Genomic DNA, 19,745 nt, shown 5'->3' on the forward strand with positions numbered 1-19,745 from the left:
TGTGAACGGAAGACCCGAGCAGTTCTCGGCGCGGCCGAACGAACTGCTCGTGGAACGGCTCCGCGACGGCCTCGGGCTCACCGGCACCAAGGTCGGCTGCGACACCGGCCAGTGCGGCACCTGCGTCGTCCGCCTCGACGGCCGGTCCGTCAAGAGCTGCCTGGTCCTGACCGCCTCCGCCGCCGGCAGCGAGGTGGCCACCATCGAGGGCGAGACCACCCGCGGCGGTGAACTGTCCGGCCTCCAGGAGGCACTGCGCCAGGAACACGGCACCCAGTGCGGCTTCTGCACCCCCGGCATGGTCATGGCGCTGGGCGAACTCGTCGACTCCACCGCAGGCGGCGAAGCCCCCACCGAACCCGAGATCCGCGAGTGGCTCACCGGCAACCTGTGCCGCTGCACCGGCTACCACAGCGTCGTACGGGGCGTGCAGCGCGCCTGCGCGGCCGCCCGCGCCGAGGCGCCCTCCAGTGTCTCCGAGCCCGCCGCCGTCGCCGCGTCCACCGCTGCCGGACAGGAGGTGTGAGGGACATGACCGCAGTGACGGGGGAGGCCCCGGCCACGGGGAGCGGCATCCTCGGGCAGCCGCTGGACAGCCGCGAGGATCCGCAACTGCTCCGCGGCGAGGCCACGTACGTGGCGGACATCGACCTGCCGGGCACCGCCCACATGGCCATCCTGGGCAGCCCGGTGGCGCACGCGAAGATCCTCTCCATCGAGACCAAGGCCGCCGAGCAGCTGCCCGGCGTGCTCAAGGTGGCCACCGCCGCCGACTTCACCGACGTCATGCCGCTGCCCTGCATCTGGATCCCCGGCGGCGTCGAGAGCCACTTCCCGCCCCACCCCTACGGACTTCCCGGCGCCCGCCCGGTCCTCACCGGCGACACCGTCCGGCACGTGGGCGACCCCATCGCCGTGGTCGTCGCCGAGACCCCGCGCCAGGCCACCGCGGCGCTCGCCGCCATCGCCGTCGAGTACGAGCCGCTGCCCGTGGTCACCCGCGCCGACGAGGCGCTCGCCGAGGGCGCGCCCCAGCTGCACGAGGCCGTCCCCGGCAACCTGAACGCGTACTGGACCTGCGGCGACAAGGACCGCACCGACGCGGCCATCGCCGAGGCCGAGGTCACCGTCGAGCTCGACCTCGTCAACCAGCGCACCATCAACAGCCCCATCGAGCCGCGCGGCGCCGTCGGCGACTACGACGCGGCTACCGGCGAATACACGCTCTACGCCTCCACCCAAGGTCCGCACAACCACCGCTTCCTGCTCTCCGCGCTGGTCCTCGGCATCCCCTTCAACAAGCTCCGGGTCATCGCCCCGACCGTCGGCGGCAGCTTCGGCACCAAGGGGTACCTGTACCCCGACATGGCGCTGGTGCTGCTGCTGTCCAAGGCGCTCGGCCGGCCCGTGAAGTGGGTGGACACCCGCACCGGGCTGATGAACTCCACCGTCCAGGGCCGCGACCACCGCCAGCACGTGACGCTCGCCGGCACCCGCGACGGCCGGATCACCGCCGTGCGCTGCACCAGCTACGCCAACCTCGGCGCGTACCCCTCCACGATCGGCCCCGGTGTCGCCACCGCCCTGATGGGCCGCTCCATCAGCGGCATGTACGACATCGACGCCGCCTTCTGCGAGGTCTACGCCGCCTTCACCAACACCGTCTCGCTCGGCGCCCAGCGCGGCAGCGGACGCGCCGAGGCCGCCTTCCTCATGGAGCGGCTCGTCGACCGGTACGCCGGCGAGATCGGCATGGACCCGGCGGCCGTCCGCCGCAAGAACCTGGTGCCGAAGGAGAAGTTCCCGTACGACAACGGCCTCGGCTGGACCTACGACTCCGGGAACTACCAGCTGAACTTCGACCGGGCCATCGAGCTGTCCGGCTACGCCGACATGCCGGCCCGCAAGGCCGAGGCCCGCACCCGCGGCAAGCGGCTCGGCGTCGGCCTCGCCACCTACGTGGCGATCTGCGGGGTCGGCCCCTCCACCCGGATGTCCCAGGAGGGCATGCTCGGCGGCACCTGGGAGAGCGCGAACATCCGCGTCCACCCGACCGGCGAGGTCACCGTCATCGTGGGGTCCGCCTCCACCGGCCAGAGCCACGGCACGGTCTTCGCGCAGGTCGCCGCCGACGAGCTCGGCATCGACCCGGACACCGTCCAGGTCCTGGAGGGCGACACGCAAAAGGCCCCGTACGGGCAGGGCACCTACGGTTCCCGCTCCTACAGCATGGCCGCGCCCGCCGTCGCCCTCACCGCCCGCAAGATCAAGAGCAAGCTGATCCGGGCCGGCGCCGTCTTCCTGGGGGTCTCCGAGGACAAGGTGGTCTACGAGGGCGGCCGCGTCTACGAAGAGGGCAACGAGCAGAACACCAAGACCTTCGCCGAGCTGGCGATGTCCATGTGGTACGGCTGGGGGCTGCCCGCGGAGATCGAACCCGCCCTCGACGAGACCACGCACTTCGACCCGCCGGACTTCAACTACCCCTTCGGCACCCACGTGGCGGTCGTCGAGATCGACGAACTGACCGGCGAGACCGAGGTGGTGTCCTACACCGCCGTCGACGACGCCGGCCACATCGGCAACCCCAAGATCGTCCTCGGCCAGATCGAGGGCAGCATCACGCACGGCCTCGGCCAGGCCCTGATGGAGGCCGCCGTCTACGACGAACAGGGCCTGCTCATCAGCTCCGACCTGACCGCGTACGCCCTGCCGCGCGCCGCCGACGTGCCGTTCTTCACCCTCGACAAGACCGTCACGCCCAGCCCGCACAACCCGCTCGGCGCCAAGGGCGCCGGCGAGATCGCCACCGTCCCGCCCGCCGCGGCCGTCGTCAACGCCGTCGTCGACGCCCTGTCCGACCTGGGCGTCCAGCACATCGACATGCCCCTCACCCCCGAGAAGGTCTGGCGCCGCCTGAGAGGGGAAGCCCAGTGATCCTCACCGAATTCGACTACGCCCGGCCCGCCGGCCTCGACGAGGCGCTCACCCTGCTGTCCGGGACGCGCGGCGCCCGGGTCCTGGCCGGAGGCCAGAGCCTGCTGCCCGACCTGCGCGCGGGAGCCGACCGGGCCGCGCTGCTGGTCGACATCCGGCGGCTGGAGGAGCTGCGCGGCGTCACGCGCACCCCCGACGGCACACGGCTGCGGATCGGGGCCCTCACCCCGCTCGCCGAGCTCGCCGCCGACCCGCTGGTGCTCGCCCAGGCCCCGGAACTGGCCGCCGCGGCCCGCGCCAACGGCGACCCCCAGGTCCGCAACCTCGGCACCGTCGGCGGCAACCTCGCCGCCGCCGGGCGGGCCACCGACCTGCCGGTCGCCGCCATGGCCGCCGACGCCGCGGTCGAACTGGCCGGCCCCGGCGGGCGGTCCACCCTGGCGGCCGAGGAGCTCGCGGCCGGAAGCCCGCCCGCCGCCACGGTCCTCACCGCGCTGCTCGTGCCGGCCGCGGGACCTGCCGCCGCCTTCGAGAAGACCGCCGACCGCGCCACCCGCTACCCGGTGTGCGCCACCGCCGTACGGATCACCCCCGGCGGGCCGCGCATCGCCGTCACCGGGGCCACCCCCCGGCCCTTGCGGCTGCGCGGGGTCGAGGACCGGCTGCGCGGGGGCCCGTACGGCACGGACGCCGTGCTCGCGGCCTTCCGCGCCGAGCCCAGGGAGCTCTTCGTCCCCGGGCGCGGCACCTCGGCCGAGTACCTCGGTCATCTCGTGGGGGTCCTCACGGCCCGAGCCTTGCAGAGGGCCGAGCAGGCCCTCGACCGATAGCCCGAGAGGGCACACCACGGGGCCCGCACGGGCCCCATCACGGGGGAGTTGAGTGACGCAGTGGCCGACACATCCGAGACGACCACGGGGGTAACCGTGCACCCAGCCGCCCGCGCGGCCAGTGCGCCCAGAGGCTCCGGCTTCTGGGTGGTGGGAGCGGTCCTCGTCCTGCTGATGCTCTCCTCCTCCGTGCCCTCCGCCCTCTACGTGCTCTACCAGCAGGAGTGGGGGCTCTCCTCCGGCACGATCACGGTGGTCTTCGCCCTGTACGCGGTCACCGTGCTGGCCGGGCTGCTGCTGTTCGGCTCCCTCTCCGACACCCTGGGCCGGCGCCCGGTCCTGGGCGGCGCACTGGTCCTCGCCATGGTCTCGATGGCCCTGTTCGCCGGGGCCCAGGGCCTCGGACTGCTGCTGGCGGCCCGCGCCGTCCAGGGGCTCGCCGTGGGCCTGGCCACCGGGGCGATGGGCGCGGCCCTGCTGGAACTCAGCCCCGCGTCCAGGCCCGCGCTCGGCGCCCAGGTCAACAGCGCCGGCCCCACCGTGGGCATCGGACTGGGCGGGATCGGGGCCGGACTCCTCGTCCAGTTCGCGCCCGCGCCGACGGTGCTGAGCTACCTGCTGCTGGTCGGGGCCTTCGCCGCGACCCTGGTGGGGGTGGTCCGGATGCGGGAGAGCGCGCCGGGCGCCGGCGGCCGCTTCCGGGTGGTCCCGCACCGGATCCGGGTGCCGGCGGACGCCCGGGGCCGCTTCACCGTCCTCGTCCTGACGATCGTCGCCGTCTGGTCGGTGGGCGGCTTCTACCTCTCGCTCGGGCCGCACCTGGCCCTGTCCCTGCTGGAATCCACCAACTACCTGGTCGGCGGTGCCACGGTCGCCCTGCTCGCGGGCGCCGCCACCGCCGCGCAGCTGGCGCTCGGCCGCACCGAGGCGCTGCGCACCGCCGTGCTCGGGCTGCTGGGCCTCCTCACCGGACTCGGCCTGGTGCTGCTCGCCCTGGGGCTCCGCTCGGCGGCCGTGTTCCTCGTCGCCACGGCCGTCCTCGGCAGCGGCTGGGGCGCCGCCTTCCTCGGTTCCTTCCGCGCGCTGAGCACGCTCGCGCAGCCGGCGCACCGCGGTGAACTGACCGCCGCCGTATACGTCTTCGCGTACCTCGCGATGAGCGTTCCGGCGGTCCTCGCCGGGATGCTCACCAACATCCACGGGCTGCACCGCACCTCGGTCGGCTTCATGGCCGCCGTCGCCGGCGTGTGCGCGCTGGCCCTGCTGGCCACCCTGCGACTGGCCGCGCGTACCCGGGCCGAGGGGAGCGCGGCGTGAACGCGGCGGACACGAAGGGCCCGCAGCTGCGATCGGCCCTGCGCGAGCTGGAGATCTTCGCCGCGATCACCGAGGAGCAGCTGGACTGGCTGGTCTCGGTGTCCGAGCCCCGGGTCCTGGCCGACGGCGACGTCCTCTTCCGGGACGGCGAGGAGGCCACGGGCTTCCACGTCCTGCTCTCCGGCGGGCTGGTCGTCACCAAGGTCGTCGACGGCCGGGAGGAGGTGCTCACCCGGCACTCCACCGAGGAGGAGAGCGCCGCCGCCGAGGGCCACGACGGCAAGCCGTCCGCCGCCCACCGGTTCACCGGCGAACTGCCCCTGCTGACCGACGGGTCCTACGTGGCCACCGCGGCCGCCAGCGGCCCGTCGACCACGGTGGTGGCCTACCCGAAGCCGGTCTTCTTCGAGATGCTGACCCGCTGCCACGGGGTGGCCGCCGTACTGATCCCCGTACTCGCCTGGCGCATCAAGTCCTCCGAGGTGCAGGCCCGCAAGCGGGCCACCGTGGAGGCGCTCGGCACCCTGGCCGCCGGGCTCGCCCACGAGCTGAACAACCCCGCGGCGGCCGTGGCCCGAGCCGCGCAGGAACTGGCCCCCGCCCTGGAGCGGCTCACCCGTACCGCCCAGGCCTGGGGCGCGGCCGCCTCGGGCGCGGAGCGCTCGCTCCTGGACCGGCTCGCCGACGAACTGGACAAGCTGCCGCCGCCGGCGACCACCGACCCGTTCGCCCAGGCCGACGCCGAGGAGGAGATCGCCGACTGGGCCGAGGAAGCGGGCACCGAACGGCCGGGCCTGCTCGGATCCGGGGTCGCGGACCTCGGAGTGGAGCTGGGCTGGCTGTTGGAGCGGTTGGAGGGCGTGGGGGAGCCGGCGCTCGCCCCGGCCCTGGACCACCTGGCGGCGCTGCTGGAGATCCGCTCGCTCGCGGCGGAGCTCCGGGCCGCGGGGCCCAGGATCTCCCAGCTCGTCTCCGCCACCCGCGATTACGCCAACCTCGACCGGGCGCCCGAACAGCGCTTCCCGGTGACCGACGGACTGGAGAACACGCTGGTCGTCCTGCGTGCCAAGCTCGCCGGCATCACCATCGTGCGTGAGTACGAGCCCGACCTGCCCGAACTGACGGGCTATCCGAGCGAGTTGAACCAGGTGTGGACCAACCTCGTCGACAACGCGGCCGAGGCCATGGAGGGCTCCGGGGTGCTGACCCTGCGCGCCCGCGCCGAGGGCGTCTGCATGGTCGTCGAGATCGCCGACACCGGCCGCGGCATCCCGGCCGAGTCCCTGCCGCGGATCTTCGAACCCTTCTACACCACCAAGGACGTGGGCAAGGGCACGGGTCTGGGGCTGCACCTCAGCTACCGCATCGTGACCCAGCGCCACCACGGCTCGATCACCGCCCGCTCGCGTTCCGGTGAGACCCGGATGGTCGTCCGACTGCCCTTCGCCGGCAGCGCCCAGTCCTGCGCCCCACCTGCGACAACACCCGAAACGGCACCCATCGTGGGCACCTCTCCCAGTTGAAACGGAGTCGACATGGCCAAGTACGACATCTCCAAGCTGCACCCGGTGTTCGTCCGCCAGATGGAGGCGCTGGCCGCCCTGGACATCGAGGCGGTGATGAAGAACTACACCGACGACGCCGTGCTGCTGCGCTTCGAGGGGGTCTCGGTGGGGATCGAAGCGGTTCGCGAGACGTTCACCGGCTATCTCACGGTGAAGCCCACGCTCGTGGAACTCCAGGAGTACATCGAGACCGAAGACACCATCTTCTACCGGGCGATCATGAACCTGAACGGCGAACCGGAGCACGCGTTCGGGACACTCGTCGTCCGCGATGGCCGAATCTGGCGCCAGACAGCCGGATTCGGCGGCTGACGGCCGAAATCTGGGTAGCGTGTGCGGGGAGGGCGCCGCAGCGCCCTCCCCGTATGTGTGGCATAGCGCATGAGTGCGGGCTGCCTATATCCAAGAAGCGGCAAAGGGGAGGCAATGGAAAGCGAAACCGGGCGGATCGAGGCATTCAGTGACGGTGTATTCGCGATCATCATCACGATCCTCGTTCTGGAATTAAAGGTTCCGGAAGAAACCGGCTCGGACTTCTGGCACGGAGTCCGGGAACAGTGGCCCCATTACGCCGCCTACGTCGTGAGTTTCCTCATCATCGGCGTGATGTGGGTGAACCACCACACCATCTTCAGTCACCTCAGGCGGGTGGACCGCCCCCTGTTGTTCCTGAATCTCCTGGTGCTGATGGTGGTGTCGGTGATTCCGTACACCACCAACGTCCTCGCCGAGCACCTCGTGGAGGAAGGCGGCTCCGCCAGCGCCGCCGCCGTCCTCTACAGCGGCGTCACCGTGGCCTACGCCCTGGCGTTCCTGGCCTTCTGGTGGTACGTCACCCGCGTCGGCCACCTCTTCCACGAGCAGGTGGACAAGGATGGCGCACGCGCCACACGAGTGCGCTTCGGCCTCGGTGCCATCGCGTACCCCCTCACCGTCCTGCTGGCCTTCTACTCCGCACCACTCACACTTGTCGCCCACTTCCTGATCGCGATCTACTATGCGGCGAACCAGATCCCCATCCCCCTCGTGGTAGAGGAAGAGCGGCTCGAAACTGCCAGCGACCTCAGGAAGTAGCCGCCGGGGCCTACGGCCGTTCTACGCGGTCAAGTAGGGTATTGGATCTAGCTGGTCGCGGGGGAGGCCCAGATGGCTCGCGTAGTCCTGCCGGAGGATTCCACGACGGAAATCTCCGAATTGATCGACGTCCTGATCTCTCTTCTCTTCGAATCATTACCCCGGCGGGACCAGCGAAACTGGGCCCGCGTTTATCTGAACGGCCTGGTGCGGACCGCCGGGAAGAAAACAATTCGTAACATCGCCGGAACAGGGGCCAGTTCCGTCGAGCAGAGCCTCCAGCAGTTCATCAGCAAGTCCCCCTGGGACTGGACCCCGGTCCGCCGCTCCCTCGCCCAGCACCTCGAACGCACCGCACAGCGCCCCCTGGCCTGGGTGCTCCAGCCCATGGTCATCGAGAAGGCGGGGGACCGCTCCGTCGGCGTCGGCCGACAGTTCGTCCCCCAGCTCGGCCGCACCGCCAACTGTCAGCAGGCGAGCGGGATCTGGCTCGCCTCCAGCGAGGCCAGCTTCCCGGTCGAATGGACCCTCACCCTCCCCGGGCCCTGGACCAGCGAACTCCTGCGCCGCCGCCGGGCCGGCATCCCCGACACGGCCCGCTCCCTCACCCCCGCCCAGGACGCCGTACACGCCGTCCAGCGGATGGCCGCCAGCTGGCAACTCCAGCGCCGGCCGGTGGTGATGGAGGTCGCGGGCGCCGACCTCCCGCAGAGCATCGAGTCCTTCACCCTCCAGGACATCCCCTTCGTCTTCAAGGTCGACGGTTCGCTGCCGGTCTCCTTCGGCGGCGCCGGCCGGTACAAACCCGGGCCGCACACCGCCCCCGCCCGCGAACTCATCGACTCCCTGCGCTCCCAGCGCCGCGTCGTCGAATGGACCCGGCACGGCCGTGCCGAAGGCGCGGTCACCCTGCTGACCTCGGCCTCGATCTTCGCCACCCCCGGCGAGGACCGCCCCGCACCCGCGCCGCCCATCCCGCTGCTGCTGGTCGGAGCATGGACCGAAGCCGCCCTGCTGCCCTCCGAGTTCTGGATCACCAACATCGGTGACCGGCCGCTCGCCCAGCTCTTCCTGCTCGCCAAACTCACCGACCGCGTCTCCCTCGACTTCGCCGAGACCTGCGAACCCGTGGGCATCCGCGACTTCGAGGGCCGCTCCTTCCGGGGCTGGCACCACCACGCCACCCTCGCCAGCGTGGCCCACGCCGCGAAACTGCTCGGCGCGCGCCCGCCGGTACCCGACGGATATCCCGGACCCACCCGGTCGGCCGCCGCGACCGCCCGACCACCCGCGGCCCGACCACCCGCGGCCCTACCACCCGTGGCCCGGCCGGCGACCCCGGCCGTCCTGCCGCCGCGCCCGCACCTGCCCGGACAGGCCCCGCGCCGCGAGTACATCCGCTGATGCTCGACATAGCCGACGAGCTACGCGCGTGGTGCGCCGCGCAGCGGGAGTTCGCACTCGCCACCGTCGTCGCCGTCAGTGGGAGCGCTCCCCGCGGCCCCGGCGCCTCCCTCGCCGTCGACGACAAGGGCACCGCGCTCGGCTCCGTCTCCGGAGGCTGCGTGGAATCCGCCGTGCACGAGCTGTGCCTCGACGCCATCGCCTCCGGCGAAGGCGGCCTGCACCGCTTCGGCTACAGCGACGACGACGCCTTCGCCGTCGGCCTGACCTGCGGCGGCGTCCTCGACGTCCTGGTCACCCCGGTGCGCGGGCTCGACCCGGTCCGGCCCGTGCTCGGCTCGGTGCTCGACGCCGCCGCCGGGGGCACCCGGGCCGCGCTCGCCCGGGTGGTCTGCGGACCGGCGCCCCAGCTGGGCCGGGCGCTCGCCGTCCACGCCGACGGCACCTACGAGGGCGGGCTCGGCGGCGGCCCCGACCTGGACCGGACCGCCGCCCGGCAGGTACGCGCGCTGCTGCTGGCCGGGCGCACCGGCACCGCCGAGCTCGGCACGGCCGGCGGGCTCTGCGGGCAGCCCCTGACCCTCCTCGTGGAATCCGCCGCCGAGGCGCCCCGGCTGCTCGTCTACGGGGCCATCGACTTCGCCGCGGCCCTCGCCCGGATCGGCGCCTTCCTCGGCCACCGGGTCACCGTGTGCGACGCCCGGCCCGTCTTCGCGACCCCGGCCCGCTTCCCCGGCGCCGACGAGGTGATCGTCGACTGGCCGCACCGGCACCTGGCCGCCGAGTGGGACGCGGGCCGCCTGGACTCCCGTACCGCGGTCTGCGTCCTCACCCACGACACCAAATTCGACGTACCGCTGCTGGAACTGGCCCTGCGGCTGCCCCTGGGCTACGTGGGAGCCATGGGATCACGGCGCACCCACACCGAACGCGAGAGACGGTTGCGGGCGCAGGGCGTCACCGACGCCGCCCTGGCCCGCCTGCGCTCACCCATCGGACTCGACCTCGGCGGCGCCACCCCTGAGGAGACCGCGCTGGCCATCGCCGCCGAGTTCACGGCCGTCCGGCACGGCGGATCGGTGCTTCCGCTGGCCCGGCGGCGCGGCCCCGTCCACCGCCGGACCCGGCCCGCCGGGACCAAGGTCCCGTAGGAAAAGACCACCCGGCCCGGTATGTCCTGGACGATCAGCCCGGGCGGTGTGAACGCCAGGTCGTGGGAGAATGAAGTACGTGCGTTTCCCCGGCTGTCCTGCCGGGGCGTAGACGGATCCTTCGATCGACTGGGATGTTCAGCACGTGCGTTTCCTCAATGACCTGAAGCCGCCGTACGACCTGACGTACGACGATGTGTTCATGGTGCCGAGCCGCTCCGCGGTCGGTTCCCGTCAGGGTGTCGACCTGTCCTCGCCCGACGGAACCGGCACCACCATTCCCCTCGTCGTGGCCAACATGACCGCCATCGCGGGCCGCCGGATGGCCGAGACGGTCGCCCGCCGCGGCGGAATCGTCGTCATCCCGCAGGACATCCCGATCGAGGTCGTCACCGACGTCATCTCCTGGGTGAAGACCCGCCACCACGTGCTCGACACCCCGATCACGCTGGCGCCCACCCAGACGGTCGCCGACGCGCTGTCCCTGCTGCCCAAGCGCGCCCACGGCGCCGGCGTCGTCGTCGACGACGAGGGCCGCCCGGTCGGCGTCGTCACCGAGCACGACCTGACCGGTGTCGACCGCTTCACCCAGCTCTCCGAGGTCATGTCGAAGGAGCTGCTGCTCATCGACGCCGACATCGACCCCCGCGAAGCCTTCAACCAGCTCGACGCGGGCCACCGCAAGCTGGCCCCGGCCGTCGACAAGGACGGCAAGCTCGTCGGCATCCTCACCCGCAAGGGCGCCCTGCGCGCGACGCTCTACACCCCGGCCACCGACGCGAACGGCAAGCTGCGCATCGCGGCCGCCGTCGGCATCAACGGCGACTTCGTGGCCAAGGCCAAGCAGCTGCTCGACGCGGGCGTGGACACGCTCGTCATCGACACGGCGCACGGCCACCAGGAGTCGATGATCAACGCGATCAAGGCCATCCGCGCCCTGGACCCGCAGGTCCCGATCGTGGCGGGCAACATCGTCGCCGCCGAGGGCGTCAAGGACCTCATCGACGCCGGCGCGGACATCATCAAGGTCGGCGTGGGCCCCGGCGCCATGTGCACCACCCGCATGATGACGGGCGTGGGCCGCCCGCAGTTCTCCGCGGTGTTGGAGTGCGCGGCCGAGGCGAAGAAGTACGGCAAGCACGTGTGGGCCGACGGCGGCGTCCGTCACCCGCGCGACGTGGCGATGGCGCTGGCCGCCGGCGCGTCCAACGTGATGATCGGCTCCTGGTTCGCCGGTACGTACGAGTCCCCGGGCGACCTCCAGCAGTCCGCCGACGGCCGCCTCTACAAGGAGTCCTTCGGCATGGCCTCCGCCCGCGCGGTGCAGAACCGCACGAGCGAGGAGTCGGCGTACGACCGTGCCCGCAAGGGCCTGTTCGAGGAGGGCATCTCCACCTCGCGCATGTTCCTCGACCCGGCCCGCCCGGGCGTCGAGGACCTGATCGACTCGATCATCGCGGGCGTCCGCTCCTCGTGCACCTACGCCGGTGCCGGCTCCCTCGCGGAGTTCGAGGAGAAGGCCGTGGTCGGCATCCAGTCCGCCGCCGGTTACGCCGAGGGCAAGCCGCTGCACGCCAGCTGGAGCTAGGCTTCGTCCCTTCGTGGCCCCGGCCGTCCCCTGGTGGACGTCCCGGGGCCACGGGCGTTTCCGGGGACACGGGACCCCTGCCCGGGGGAACCGGGCTCCGCCCGGACCCGCGCCTCAAACGCCGGCGAGGCTGTCTTTCAGGCGGCGGCCGGATGCCGGGCCTGGACCCAGCCCGAGGCCCTGGAGGGCGGCCACGCCTCCATGCGTCCCTGGCTCTACACCGTCGGCCGGCGCCTCGCCATCGAGGCCCGGCGGGCCCGCCGGGTACGACCCGCCGAGCGCGGCGCGCAGCGGCAGCTCCGCCCCGAGGGCGTCGGCCGCCCCGTACCGCACCCGGCAGCCGAGCGCCGCCGCCCCGCTCAGGGCGCCGCGCGCGAAGTCGGTGCGGCCCGCGCCGGGCTCGCCCTCCACGATCAGCAGGGCTCCGCGGCCCTCCGCACCCGCGCGCACCCATGGCCGCACATCGTCACGCTGCTGCTCCCGTCCGGCCCGCACGTCGGCGATTCCCTCCGTCCACGTCGCGCCGGTCACAGGACGCCACGCCGACGGGCCCTCAGAGCCGCGGAGCCTGGTGTCCGGGCGGTGAACTATGCACACCCACCCGGTACTTGGGAATGCGCAGGGTGACCTTCATGCCGGCGCCGACCCCCGTCTCCATCACCGGACCATACGCGTCCCCGTACACCTGCCGGATCCGTTCGTCGACGTTGGGCAGCCCGATCCCGGAGGAACCGCCGTGCTCCCCGGCCAGGATCCGGCGCAGCAGTGCCGGATCCATCCCGACCCCGTTGTCCTCCACCGTGATCACCGCCTCCGCGCCCGCGTCCCGCGCCGTGATCGTGATCCGGCACTCCTCGGTGGAGTCCTCCAGCCCGTGCTTCACGGCGTTCTCCACCAGCGGTTGCAGGCACAGGAAGGGCAGCGCCACCGGCAGCACCTCCGGCGCCACTTGCAGGGTCACCTTCAGCCGGTCGCCGAACCGGGCCCCGGCTAGCGCCAGATACTGCTGCACGGAGCGCAACTCGTCCGCCAGCGTGGTGAAATCACCGTGCCGCCGGAAGGAGTACCGGGTGAAGTCCGCGAACTCCAGCAGCAGCTCCCGGGCCCGCTCCGGATCGGTCCGCACGAACGAGGCGATCGCGGCCAGGGAGTTGAAGATGAAATGCGGGGAGATCTGCGCCCGCAGCGCCTTGATCTCCGCCTCCATCAGCCGGGTCCGCGACCGGTCCAGCTCGGACAGCTCCAGCTGCACGGACACCCACCGCGCGACCTCCGTCGCCGCCCGCACCAGCACCGCCGACTCGCGCGAACCGTACGCCACCAGCGCACCCAGCACCCCGTCCTCGCCGGTGAGCGGGGCCACCACCGCCCACTTCAGCGGACAGTCGGGCCGCTGGCACTCGGTCCGCACGCTCTGGCTGCGCCCCGACGCCAGCATCACCGCCACCCGGGCCATCGCCCGACGCTGGTGGTGGTCGGCGCCTGGGCCGTCCCAGGCCAGCACCGACTCCCGGTCGGTGAGGCACAGCGCCTCCGTCCCCAGCAGCGACCGCAGCCGCCTGGCCGCCTTGCGGGCGGCGTCCTCGGTCAGCCCGGCGCGCAGCGGGGGAGCGGCCAGCGAAGCCGTGTGCAGGGTGTGGAAAGTGGCCCGCTCCACCGGGGTCCCCAGGTCCATCCCGGCCGCCCGCTCCCCGCGCCGGGCGTGCCACCGGCCCGCCGCCCAGCCCGCACCCAGCAGCAGCACCGCACCCGCCACCGCCAGCAACGCCAGGACCGCCGGCGCCACCCCGGTCACCGCGGACCACCCGCCCGCTCCCCGGCCACGACCTCCGGCAGGTGCAGCCGGGCCAAGGTGGCCGCCGTCCCCGCCGGAATCCGCGACCGGGTGGCCAGCGACACCACCACCATCGTCAGGAACCCGAGCGGCACCGACCACGCCGCCGGCCACGCGAGCAGCGTGTGCGCCCAGCCCGGCGGCGCCAGATCGGCCCGGGTCGCCAGCACCGCGCCCAGCGCCGCCCCGCCGCCCGTGACCAGCCCGGCCACCGCACCCGGCGGGGTCAGCCCGCGCCACCAGATGCCCAGCACCAGCAGCGGACAGAACGAGGACGCCGACACGGCGAAGGCCAGACCCACCGCGTCCGCCACCGGCACCTGCGTCGCCGCCACGCTCCCGGCCAGCGGCACCAGGGTCGCCACGACCGCCGCCGAGCGGAAGCTGCGCACCCCGCGCGCCGGCAGCACGTCCTGGTGCAGCACCCCCGCCACCGCCATGGTCAGCCCCGAGGCCGTCGACAGGAACGCCGCGAAGGCACCCCCGGCCAGCAGCGCCCCCAGCAGATCGCCGAGCACCCCGCCGAGCATCCGCCCGGGCAGCACCAGCACCGCCGCGTCCGCGTCGCCGGTCAGGGCGAGCTCCGGGGTGTAGATCCGGCCCAGCGCCCCGTACACCGGCGGCAGCAGGTAGAAGACGCCGACCAGCGCGAGCACGACCAGCGTGGTGCGCCGCGCGGTCCGACCGTCGGGGCTGGTGTAGAACCGCACCGCGACGTGCGGCAGGCCCATCGTGCCGAGGAACGTCGCCAGGATCAGCCCGTACGTGGCGTACAGCCGGTACTCGCGCAGCCCGCCGGACGTCGGCGCCGACCAGGTGGACGCACCGGGCCGCGCCCCGGACCGGGTGTCCGGAACGGGCGCTCCGGCGGCGAACTCCAGCCGCGCGCGGGCCCGTACGGAATGCTCACCGGCGGCCAGGGTCAGCGGCGCCGACACGTATCCGCGCCCGTCCACCTGCCCGGTCACCGTCACCGTCAGCGGATGGGCCACCGACAGCCGCACGTCCTGCGCGACCGTCACCGAGGTGTGCTCCCGGAAGACGGCCGGTGCGTCGAAGGTGGCCCGCGGCGCGCCGTCCCCGGCCCACGCCGCGATCAGGAAGAAGGCCGGCACCAGCAGGGCCGTGAGCTTCAGCCAGTACTGGAAGGCCTGGACGAAGGTGACCGAACGCATCCCGCCGCACGCCACCGCCACCGTCACCACGAACGCGACGACCAGCCCACCGACCCAGTGCGGGGCCCCGGTCAGGATCTCCAGCGTCAGCCCGGCCCCCTGCAACTGCGGCAGCAGGTACAGCCAGCCGACGCCGACCACGAACAGCACCGCGATCCGGCGCACCACGAGCGACTCCAGCCGCGCCTCCGCGAAGTCGGGCAGCGTGTACGCGCCGGAGCGGCGCAGCGGGGCCGCCACCAGCACGAGCAGCACCACGTACCCGGCGGTGTAACCCACCGGGTACCAGAGCATCTCGGGCCCCTGGAGCAGCACCAGCCCCGCCACCCCGAGGAAGGACGCGGCGGACAGGTACTCGCCGCTGATGGCGGCCGCGTTCAGGCGGGGCCCCACCGTGCGCGAGGCGACGTAGAAGTCGGACGTGGTCCGGGACATTCGCAGGCCCAGCGCACCGACCAGAACCGTGACCAGGACGACGACGGCGACCGCGGTCAGCGCGTACGTCTGGTTCACCGGGCGGTCCTTCGGCTGGGGAGGGGTGTCCGGAGTCTATGCACGCCCCCTGACCGGGCGACAGGCTCGATTCGGACCCACCGGACCCATCGGGTCCGTCCCGCCGGACCACCCCGTCAGAGCGCAGGGTCGCGGTGCTCCGCGCAGTCGCGCAGGGCGATCTCCAGCTCCACGTACGACTCCTCCGCACGCCGGAACGCCAGCGTCAGGGCCGCCTCCGCGCGCGGCGGAACCTGCTCGCGGACCCCGTCGCGGGCCTCGTACAGGATGTCGGCCCAGCGGGCGGCCGCACTGCGCAACCGGGCCAGCAGCGCCTCGGCCTCGGCGGGCCCGGCCGGCCGGGCCCGGGGCAGCCCGTTCAGGGCGTCGACCAGCGCCTGGATCTCGGACATCGCGCTCCTCCCGCGCCGGAAGATCCACGATACGAGAGGGGCGGCGGCACCGAGGGCCGATCGGGCGGCGGTGCGGCCGACGGCTCCGGCGGATCGCCGTACGCCCCTCCCGGCGCGACGAACGGCGCGCCCGAGCGCCGGACGGTCGGGCGCGAACGGCGGGGCGGCGGCCGGGGAGTGGCCCGGGAGCGGCCGGGGAGCGGCCGGGGAACGGCTGGTTTCAGCCGGTCGCCTGCCGCATCAGCAGATCCCGCAGCTCCCGCGCGTGCCTGCGGCTCACCTGGAGCTCCGCCGCCCCCACCCGGACGCTGGTGGTCCCGGCCTCCAGCCGGAGCTCGTCGATCCGCGCCAGCGCCACCAGATGGCGGCGGTGGATCCGTACGAACCCGCGCGCCGCCCAGCGCTCCTCCAGCGTGGATACGGGGATCCGGACCAGGTGGCTGCCCTCATCGGTGTGCAGGCGGGCGTAGTCGCCCTGTGCCTCGACGTAGGAGATGTCCGCGATCGCCACGAAGCGGGTGACGCCGCCCAGTTCGACGGCGATCTGGTCCGCCGTGCGGTCGGTGACGGTGACCTCGGCCACCGGCCGGCGCGGCGCCGGCACGGCCGGGGCGCCCGACACCGGCGCGTCTGCGCCCGCGAGCGCAGCCGCCGCGCACTCTTCGGACCGGCCCAGCTGCTCGCAGGCTCGCCGGACGGCCTCGGCCAGCCGCTCCGGGCGCACGGGCTTGAGCACGTAGTCCACGGCCTTCAGGTCGAAGGCCTGTACGGCGAAACCCTCGTGGGCGGTGACGAACACGATCAGCGGCGGCCGCGCGAACCCGGCCAGCAGCCGCGCGACGTCCAGCCCGGTCAGCCCGGCCATGTGGATGTCCAGGAACACCACGTCGATGCCGTCGGCCCCGTCCGGGCCGGACTCCAGGGCCCGGGTGACCCGGCGCAGGGCCTCGGTGGCGTCCGAGGCACCCTCCGCCCTGCGCACGCGGGGGTCCGAGCGCAGCAGGTAGAGCAGTTCCTCCAGGAGCGGCTTCTCGTCGTCGACGGCCAGTACGCGCAGCATGCGGCCGAGTCTAGAGAGGACCGGGCCGCGGCGGAACGGAAAAGGGGCGCGGCCCCCGCCCAGGGGGGAGGTGGGCGAGGGCCGCGCGAACGGGGTGGGGGGAGGGAAGGGAACGACGGGAGGTGGGGGGAGGGGCAGGGGCAGGGGCTACTGGACGGTGATGAGCTTGCCGTCCGGAGAGACGGCGTACCAGGTGCCGCCCACGCCCTGGCCGTTGACGTCGCCCGGCTTCTTGTCACCGCTGAAGGTGTACACGGGCCAGCAGTCGACGCTCTGCTGCTTCTGGCCGTCCGGACGGTTGAGCACCGTGTAGTTCTTCTCGACGATCCCCTTGTCCTTGGCCTTCTCCAGCGGCGCGACGACCGGCCACTTGGTCAGGCAGTCGCCCACGCACTTGGAGGTCATCGGCCACTGGGTGTCCGGCTTGAACCGGTAGACGGTCATGCCCTTGCCGTCGACGATGTGGTCGCCCAGCTTGGGGTCCTTGGCCACCGACAGCTTCCCGTCGGCCTCGGCTGCGCCGCCGCCCGCGGCCGGGGGCGCGGACTCGGCGGGCGGCGCGGATTCGGCGGGCGGCGCCGCCTCGGCGGGCGGCGCGCCCTCGGCCGGCGTGGCCTTCGCCGCCTTCTTGCCGTCCGCCGCGAGGGCGAACCAGACGCCGCCGACGCCCTGCCCGTTGACGTCGCCCGCCTTGGTGTCCTTGCTGTAGCGGTAGGCGGGCCAACCGCCCACCGTCAGCTGCTTGCTGCCGTCGGTGCGCACCACTTCGCCGAGCAGCGCCGGGTCCATGCCGGCGGCGGCGGTGGCATCGCCCGCGGCGACCACCGGCCAGGTCTTCTCGCAGTCGCCGTCGCAGTTCGACTTCGGCGGCTTGGCGGTGTCCTTGTCGAAGCGATAGAGGGTCATTCCGGCGCTGTCGGTGAGGACCGGCCCGACCTTGTCGTTGGAGGTGATCGCCAGCTGCCCGGCCGGCTTGGCGCCCGAGGCGCCCGCAGCCCCCGCAGCTCCCGCAGCGCCGTCGGAGCCGTAGCCGGCGTCCGAGGCCTTCCCGGTGTCCGGGGCCGCGGCGGCGGCCCCGACCGGCTTGGTCGTGTCCGCGGCCTTGTCGTCGGTGGGGCCGCAGGCCGTCGCTGCCAGCACGACGACGATCGCGGCCGCGGCCAGGGTGGTTCCGCGCTTGATGCCCATCTTGATCTCTCCCACTCGTGGTGTCCTTCGCGTCCGCCACCGTGATGGCGTCAACTCTGCCCAGGACACGCCGCGATGGGAGAGATCTGTTCACCTCGTCCGGTGTGGGCTGTTTCACTCACCCCACGCCGAACCCGGAGCGCCGCAGGGCCGTGGCCACAGCGAGGCCGAGCACCTGGTGTCCGCTGTCGTTGGGGTGCAATCCGTCCGCCAGGTGTTCGGGACCGAGCAGGTCCCGGCCCGGTAGCACGGCGAGCCGGTCGTCCCCCGCGGCCATCCGGTCCCGGGCGGCGCGCTCCATCGCGTCCCGCAGGGCGCCGAGGGTGGCACCGAGCTTGTTCGGGGTGCGCTCGGCGTCGGGCCGCAGGACGGGGGAGACCAGCAGGATCGGGGTCCGCGGGTGCCCCTGGCGGACCAGTTCGAGGAACGCGCGCGTGGTCTCGTACAGCAGCGGAGGCGAAAAGGGCACCCGGGACCAGCAGTTGGTGCCGAAGGCGAGCGTGAGGACGTCGGCGGGCAGGCCCGCGAGCTGCTCGGCGGTGGTCAGCTCACCGCGCGCGGCGCCCGCGTAGCCGAGGTTGACGGTGTCCCAGCCGAGCGCCCGGCCGGTGACGGCGGGCCAGCCGTGCGCGGGGCGGGTGGACCACCAGCCCTCGGTGATGGAGTCGCCGTGCACCACCCAGCGCGGGGTCGGCGGCGCCGGGGCGAGCGGGCCGCCGATCCCGCGCAGCTCGAGGATCAGCGGGGACTGGGTCTCGGGCGGGTGGATGGTGAAGGGGCCGGTGCCGCCACCCAGGTCGATCCGTACGACGGCCTCCGCAGCCGGTTCGGTGAACACCTCGGTGACCACCCCGTGCCGGTCCCACAGCGCGAAGCCGTGCGCGAGGTCGCGCAGCGCGTCGGTGGGCCCGGGCACGGTCGCCCGGTAGTGGACCTCCACCGACCGCGCGGTCTCGGTGGTGAACTCCAGCCGGACGCCGATGGGCAGGGTGGAGCGCTCGCCGGTGTCCCAGGGCAGCCGCATGGTGTCGGTCGGATCGGCGCGGACCGGCCGGCCCCGGTCCAGCCAGGCGACCCCGCGCAGGAAGGGCAGCGCGTCCTGCCAGGGCGCCGGCCCGTCGGGGTGGCGCTGCGGCCCTGCCGACCACGTCGGTCCCGGCGGCCCGGTCGGCAGCCCCGGTCCGTCCGGCCCTGCGGGTCCCGCGGGTCCCGCTGGTCCTGCTGGTCCTGCTGGTATCACCGGTCGCCTCCGATCGTCGGGTAGGGGAACCTCACGCCGACCCCGCCGTCCACCACGACCGCACGTCCCCGCGACGCGGAGGACGGCGGCGGGGCCGGGACGTACGGGGCGGCCGCGCTGTCCGCGGTCTCGGCGACCCGGCCCGGCGGGGCGTTCTCCGCGGTGCGCCGCCGCCCCCGGTGCCCGGCGGGGCGGCGACCGCGGGGTCCGCACCACCCCCGCTGCCACCGCGTTCACCCGTACCCCGCTCGGGACCGGTTCCACCGCCGCGGAGCGGACCAATGCCGTCGGGGCGGCCCCCGGCGGCCGGCCGGGACCTCGACCGGGATTCCGACGGGGCCGATCTCCGCGGATCCAGGGCTGCACGCTGCGGCACATCTGACGAAGTGTCAAGAAGTGGGGTTCGCGGCGGCTTGCGCAGCGATCGATCATCCATACGCAACAAACGACTGTCAGTGACCGATCCGCGCAATGATC

16 protein-coding genes and 1 pseudogene are annotated in these 19,745 nt (G+C 73.3%); 11 read left to right on the forward strand and 6 right to left on the reverse strand.

Translation table 11 applies throughout. The features are described from left to right. Position 1: 1 nt before the first annotated feature. The 11 genes and pseudogenes from OG594_RS14235 to OG594_RS14285 all read left to right on the forward strand — a co-directional run. On the forward strand, positions 2-526 hold the full coding sequence (locus tag OG594_RS14235; RefSeq protein ID WP_266598734.1) for a (2Fe-2S)-binding protein: 525 nt from the start codon (positions 2-4) through the stop codon (positions 524-526). A 5-nt stretch (positions 527-531) separates the two neighbouring features. After that, positions 532-2,937 (forward strand): xanthine dehydrogenase family protein molybdopterin-binding subunit, encoded by a 2,406-nt coding sequence (locus OG594_RS14240; RefSeq protein ID WP_266598736.1) that lies wholly within the window; start codon positions 532-534, stop codon positions 2,935-2,937. After that, on the forward strand, positions 2,934-3,767 hold the full coding sequence (locus OG594_RS14245) for a xanthine dehydrogenase family protein subunit M (RefSeq protein ID WP_266598738.1): 834 nt from the start codon (positions 2,934-2,936) through the stop codon (positions 3,765-3,767). Before OG594_RS14240 ends, OG594_RS14245 begins: the two co-directional genes overlap by 4 nt. A gap of 60 nt (positions 3,768-3,827) precedes the next feature. Then, positions 3,828-5,084, forward strand: a complete 1,257-nt coding sequence (locus tag OG594_RS14250; RefSeq protein WP_266598740.1) for an MFS transporter — start codon at positions 3,828-3,830, stop codon at positions 5,082-5,084. Further along, positions 5,081-6,607 (forward strand): ATP-binding protein, encoded by a 1,527-nt coding sequence (locus OG594_RS14255; protein WP_266598742.1) that lies wholly within the window; start codon positions 5,081-5,083, stop codon positions 6,605-6,607. Before OG594_RS14250 ends, OG594_RS14255 begins: the two co-directional genes overlap by 4 nt. 12 nt (positions 6,608-6,619) lie before the next feature. Beyond that, positions 6,620-6,961 carry a nuclear transport factor 2 family protein gene (locus tag OG594_RS14260; RefSeq protein ID WP_030656331.1) on the forward strand — a complete coding sequence of 114 codons (342 nt, stop codon included), beginning with the start codon at positions 6,620-6,622 and terminating at the stop codon, positions 6,959-6,961. A gap of 114 nt (positions 6,962-7,075) precedes the next feature. Next, the gene (locus OG594_RS14265; RefSeq protein WP_266598744.1) at positions 7,076-7,723 is read left to right on the forward strand and encodes a TMEM175 family protein; all 648 of its coding nucleotides are present in this window, start codon (positions 7,076-7,078) and stop codon (positions 7,721-7,723) included. 72 nt (positions 7,724-7,795) lie between these two features. Continuing rightward, positions 7,796-9,127, forward strand: a complete 1,332-nt coding sequence (locus OG594_RS14270; protein WP_266598746.1) for a transposase — start codon at positions 7,796-7,798, stop codon at positions 9,125-9,127. Continuing rightward, positions 9,127-10,278, forward strand: a complete 1,152-nt coding sequence (locus OG594_RS14275) for an XdhC family protein (RefSeq protein WP_266598748.1) — start codon at positions 9,127-9,129, stop codon at positions 10,276-10,278. Before OG594_RS14270 ends, OG594_RS14275 begins: the two co-directional genes overlap by 1 nt. 145 nt (positions 10,279-10,423) lie before the next feature. Further along, positions 10,424-11,866 (forward strand): GuaB1 family IMP dehydrogenase-related protein, encoded by a 1,443-nt coding sequence (locus OG594_RS14280; RefSeq protein WP_266598750.1) that lies wholly within the window; start codon positions 10,424-10,426, stop codon positions 11,864-11,866. A 156-nt stretch (positions 11,867-12,022) separates the two neighbouring features. Then, a pseudogene (locus OG594_RS14285) lies at positions 12,023-12,151 on the forward strand (RNA polymerase subunit sigma); the annotation flags it as partial. 268 nt (positions 12,152-12,419) lie between these two features. Here the strand turns inward: OG594_RS14285 and OG594_RS14290 are convergent. From OG594_RS14290 to OG594_RS14315, 6 genes are all read right to left on the reverse strand, one after another. Then, positions 12,420-13,661 (reverse strand): sensor histidine kinase, encoded by a 1,242-nt coding sequence (locus OG594_RS14290; RefSeq protein WP_266598752.1) that lies wholly within the window; start codon positions 13,659-13,661, stop codon positions 12,420-12,422. Continuing rightward, a complete protein-coding gene (locus tag OG594_RS14295) occupies positions 13,658-15,388 on the reverse strand; it encodes a cation acetate symporter (RefSeq protein WP_266598755.1) in 1,731 nt (576 codons plus the stop codon). Before OG594_RS14295 ends, OG594_RS14290 begins: the two co-directional genes overlap by 4 nt. Positions 15,389-15,504: 116 nt before the next feature. Then, positions 15,505-15,780, reverse strand: coding sequence for a hypothetical protein (locus tag OG594_RS14300; protein ID WP_266598757.1), 276 nt, complete (start codon positions 15,778-15,780; stop codon positions 15,505-15,507). Between the two features lie 220 nt (positions 15,781-16,000). Next, positions 16,001-16,840, reverse strand: coding sequence for a LytTR family DNA-binding domain-containing protein (locus OG594_RS14305; RefSeq protein WP_266598759.1), 840 nt, complete (start codon positions 16,838-16,840; stop codon positions 16,001-16,003). A gap of 147 nt (positions 16,841-16,987) precedes the next feature. Then, positions 16,988-18,043 carry an SCO0930 family lipoprotein gene (locus OG594_RS14310; RefSeq protein ID WP_266598761.1) on the reverse strand — a complete coding sequence of 352 codons (1,056 nt, stop codon included), beginning with the start codon at positions 18,041-18,043 and terminating at the stop codon, positions 16,988-16,990. 103 nt (positions 18,044-18,146) lie between these two features. Further along, positions 18,147-19,121, reverse strand: a complete 975-nt coding sequence (locus tag OG594_RS14315; RefSeq protein WP_266602901.1) for a GDSL-type esterase/lipase family protein — start codon at positions 19,119-19,121, stop codon at positions 18,147-18,149. Between the last annotated feature and the right edge of the window lie 624 nt (positions 19,122-19,745).

Source organism: Streptomyces sp. NBC_01214, assembly GCF_026340975.1.
GTDB lineage: Bacteria > Actinomycetota > Actinomycetes > Streptomycetales > Streptomycetaceae > Streptomyces.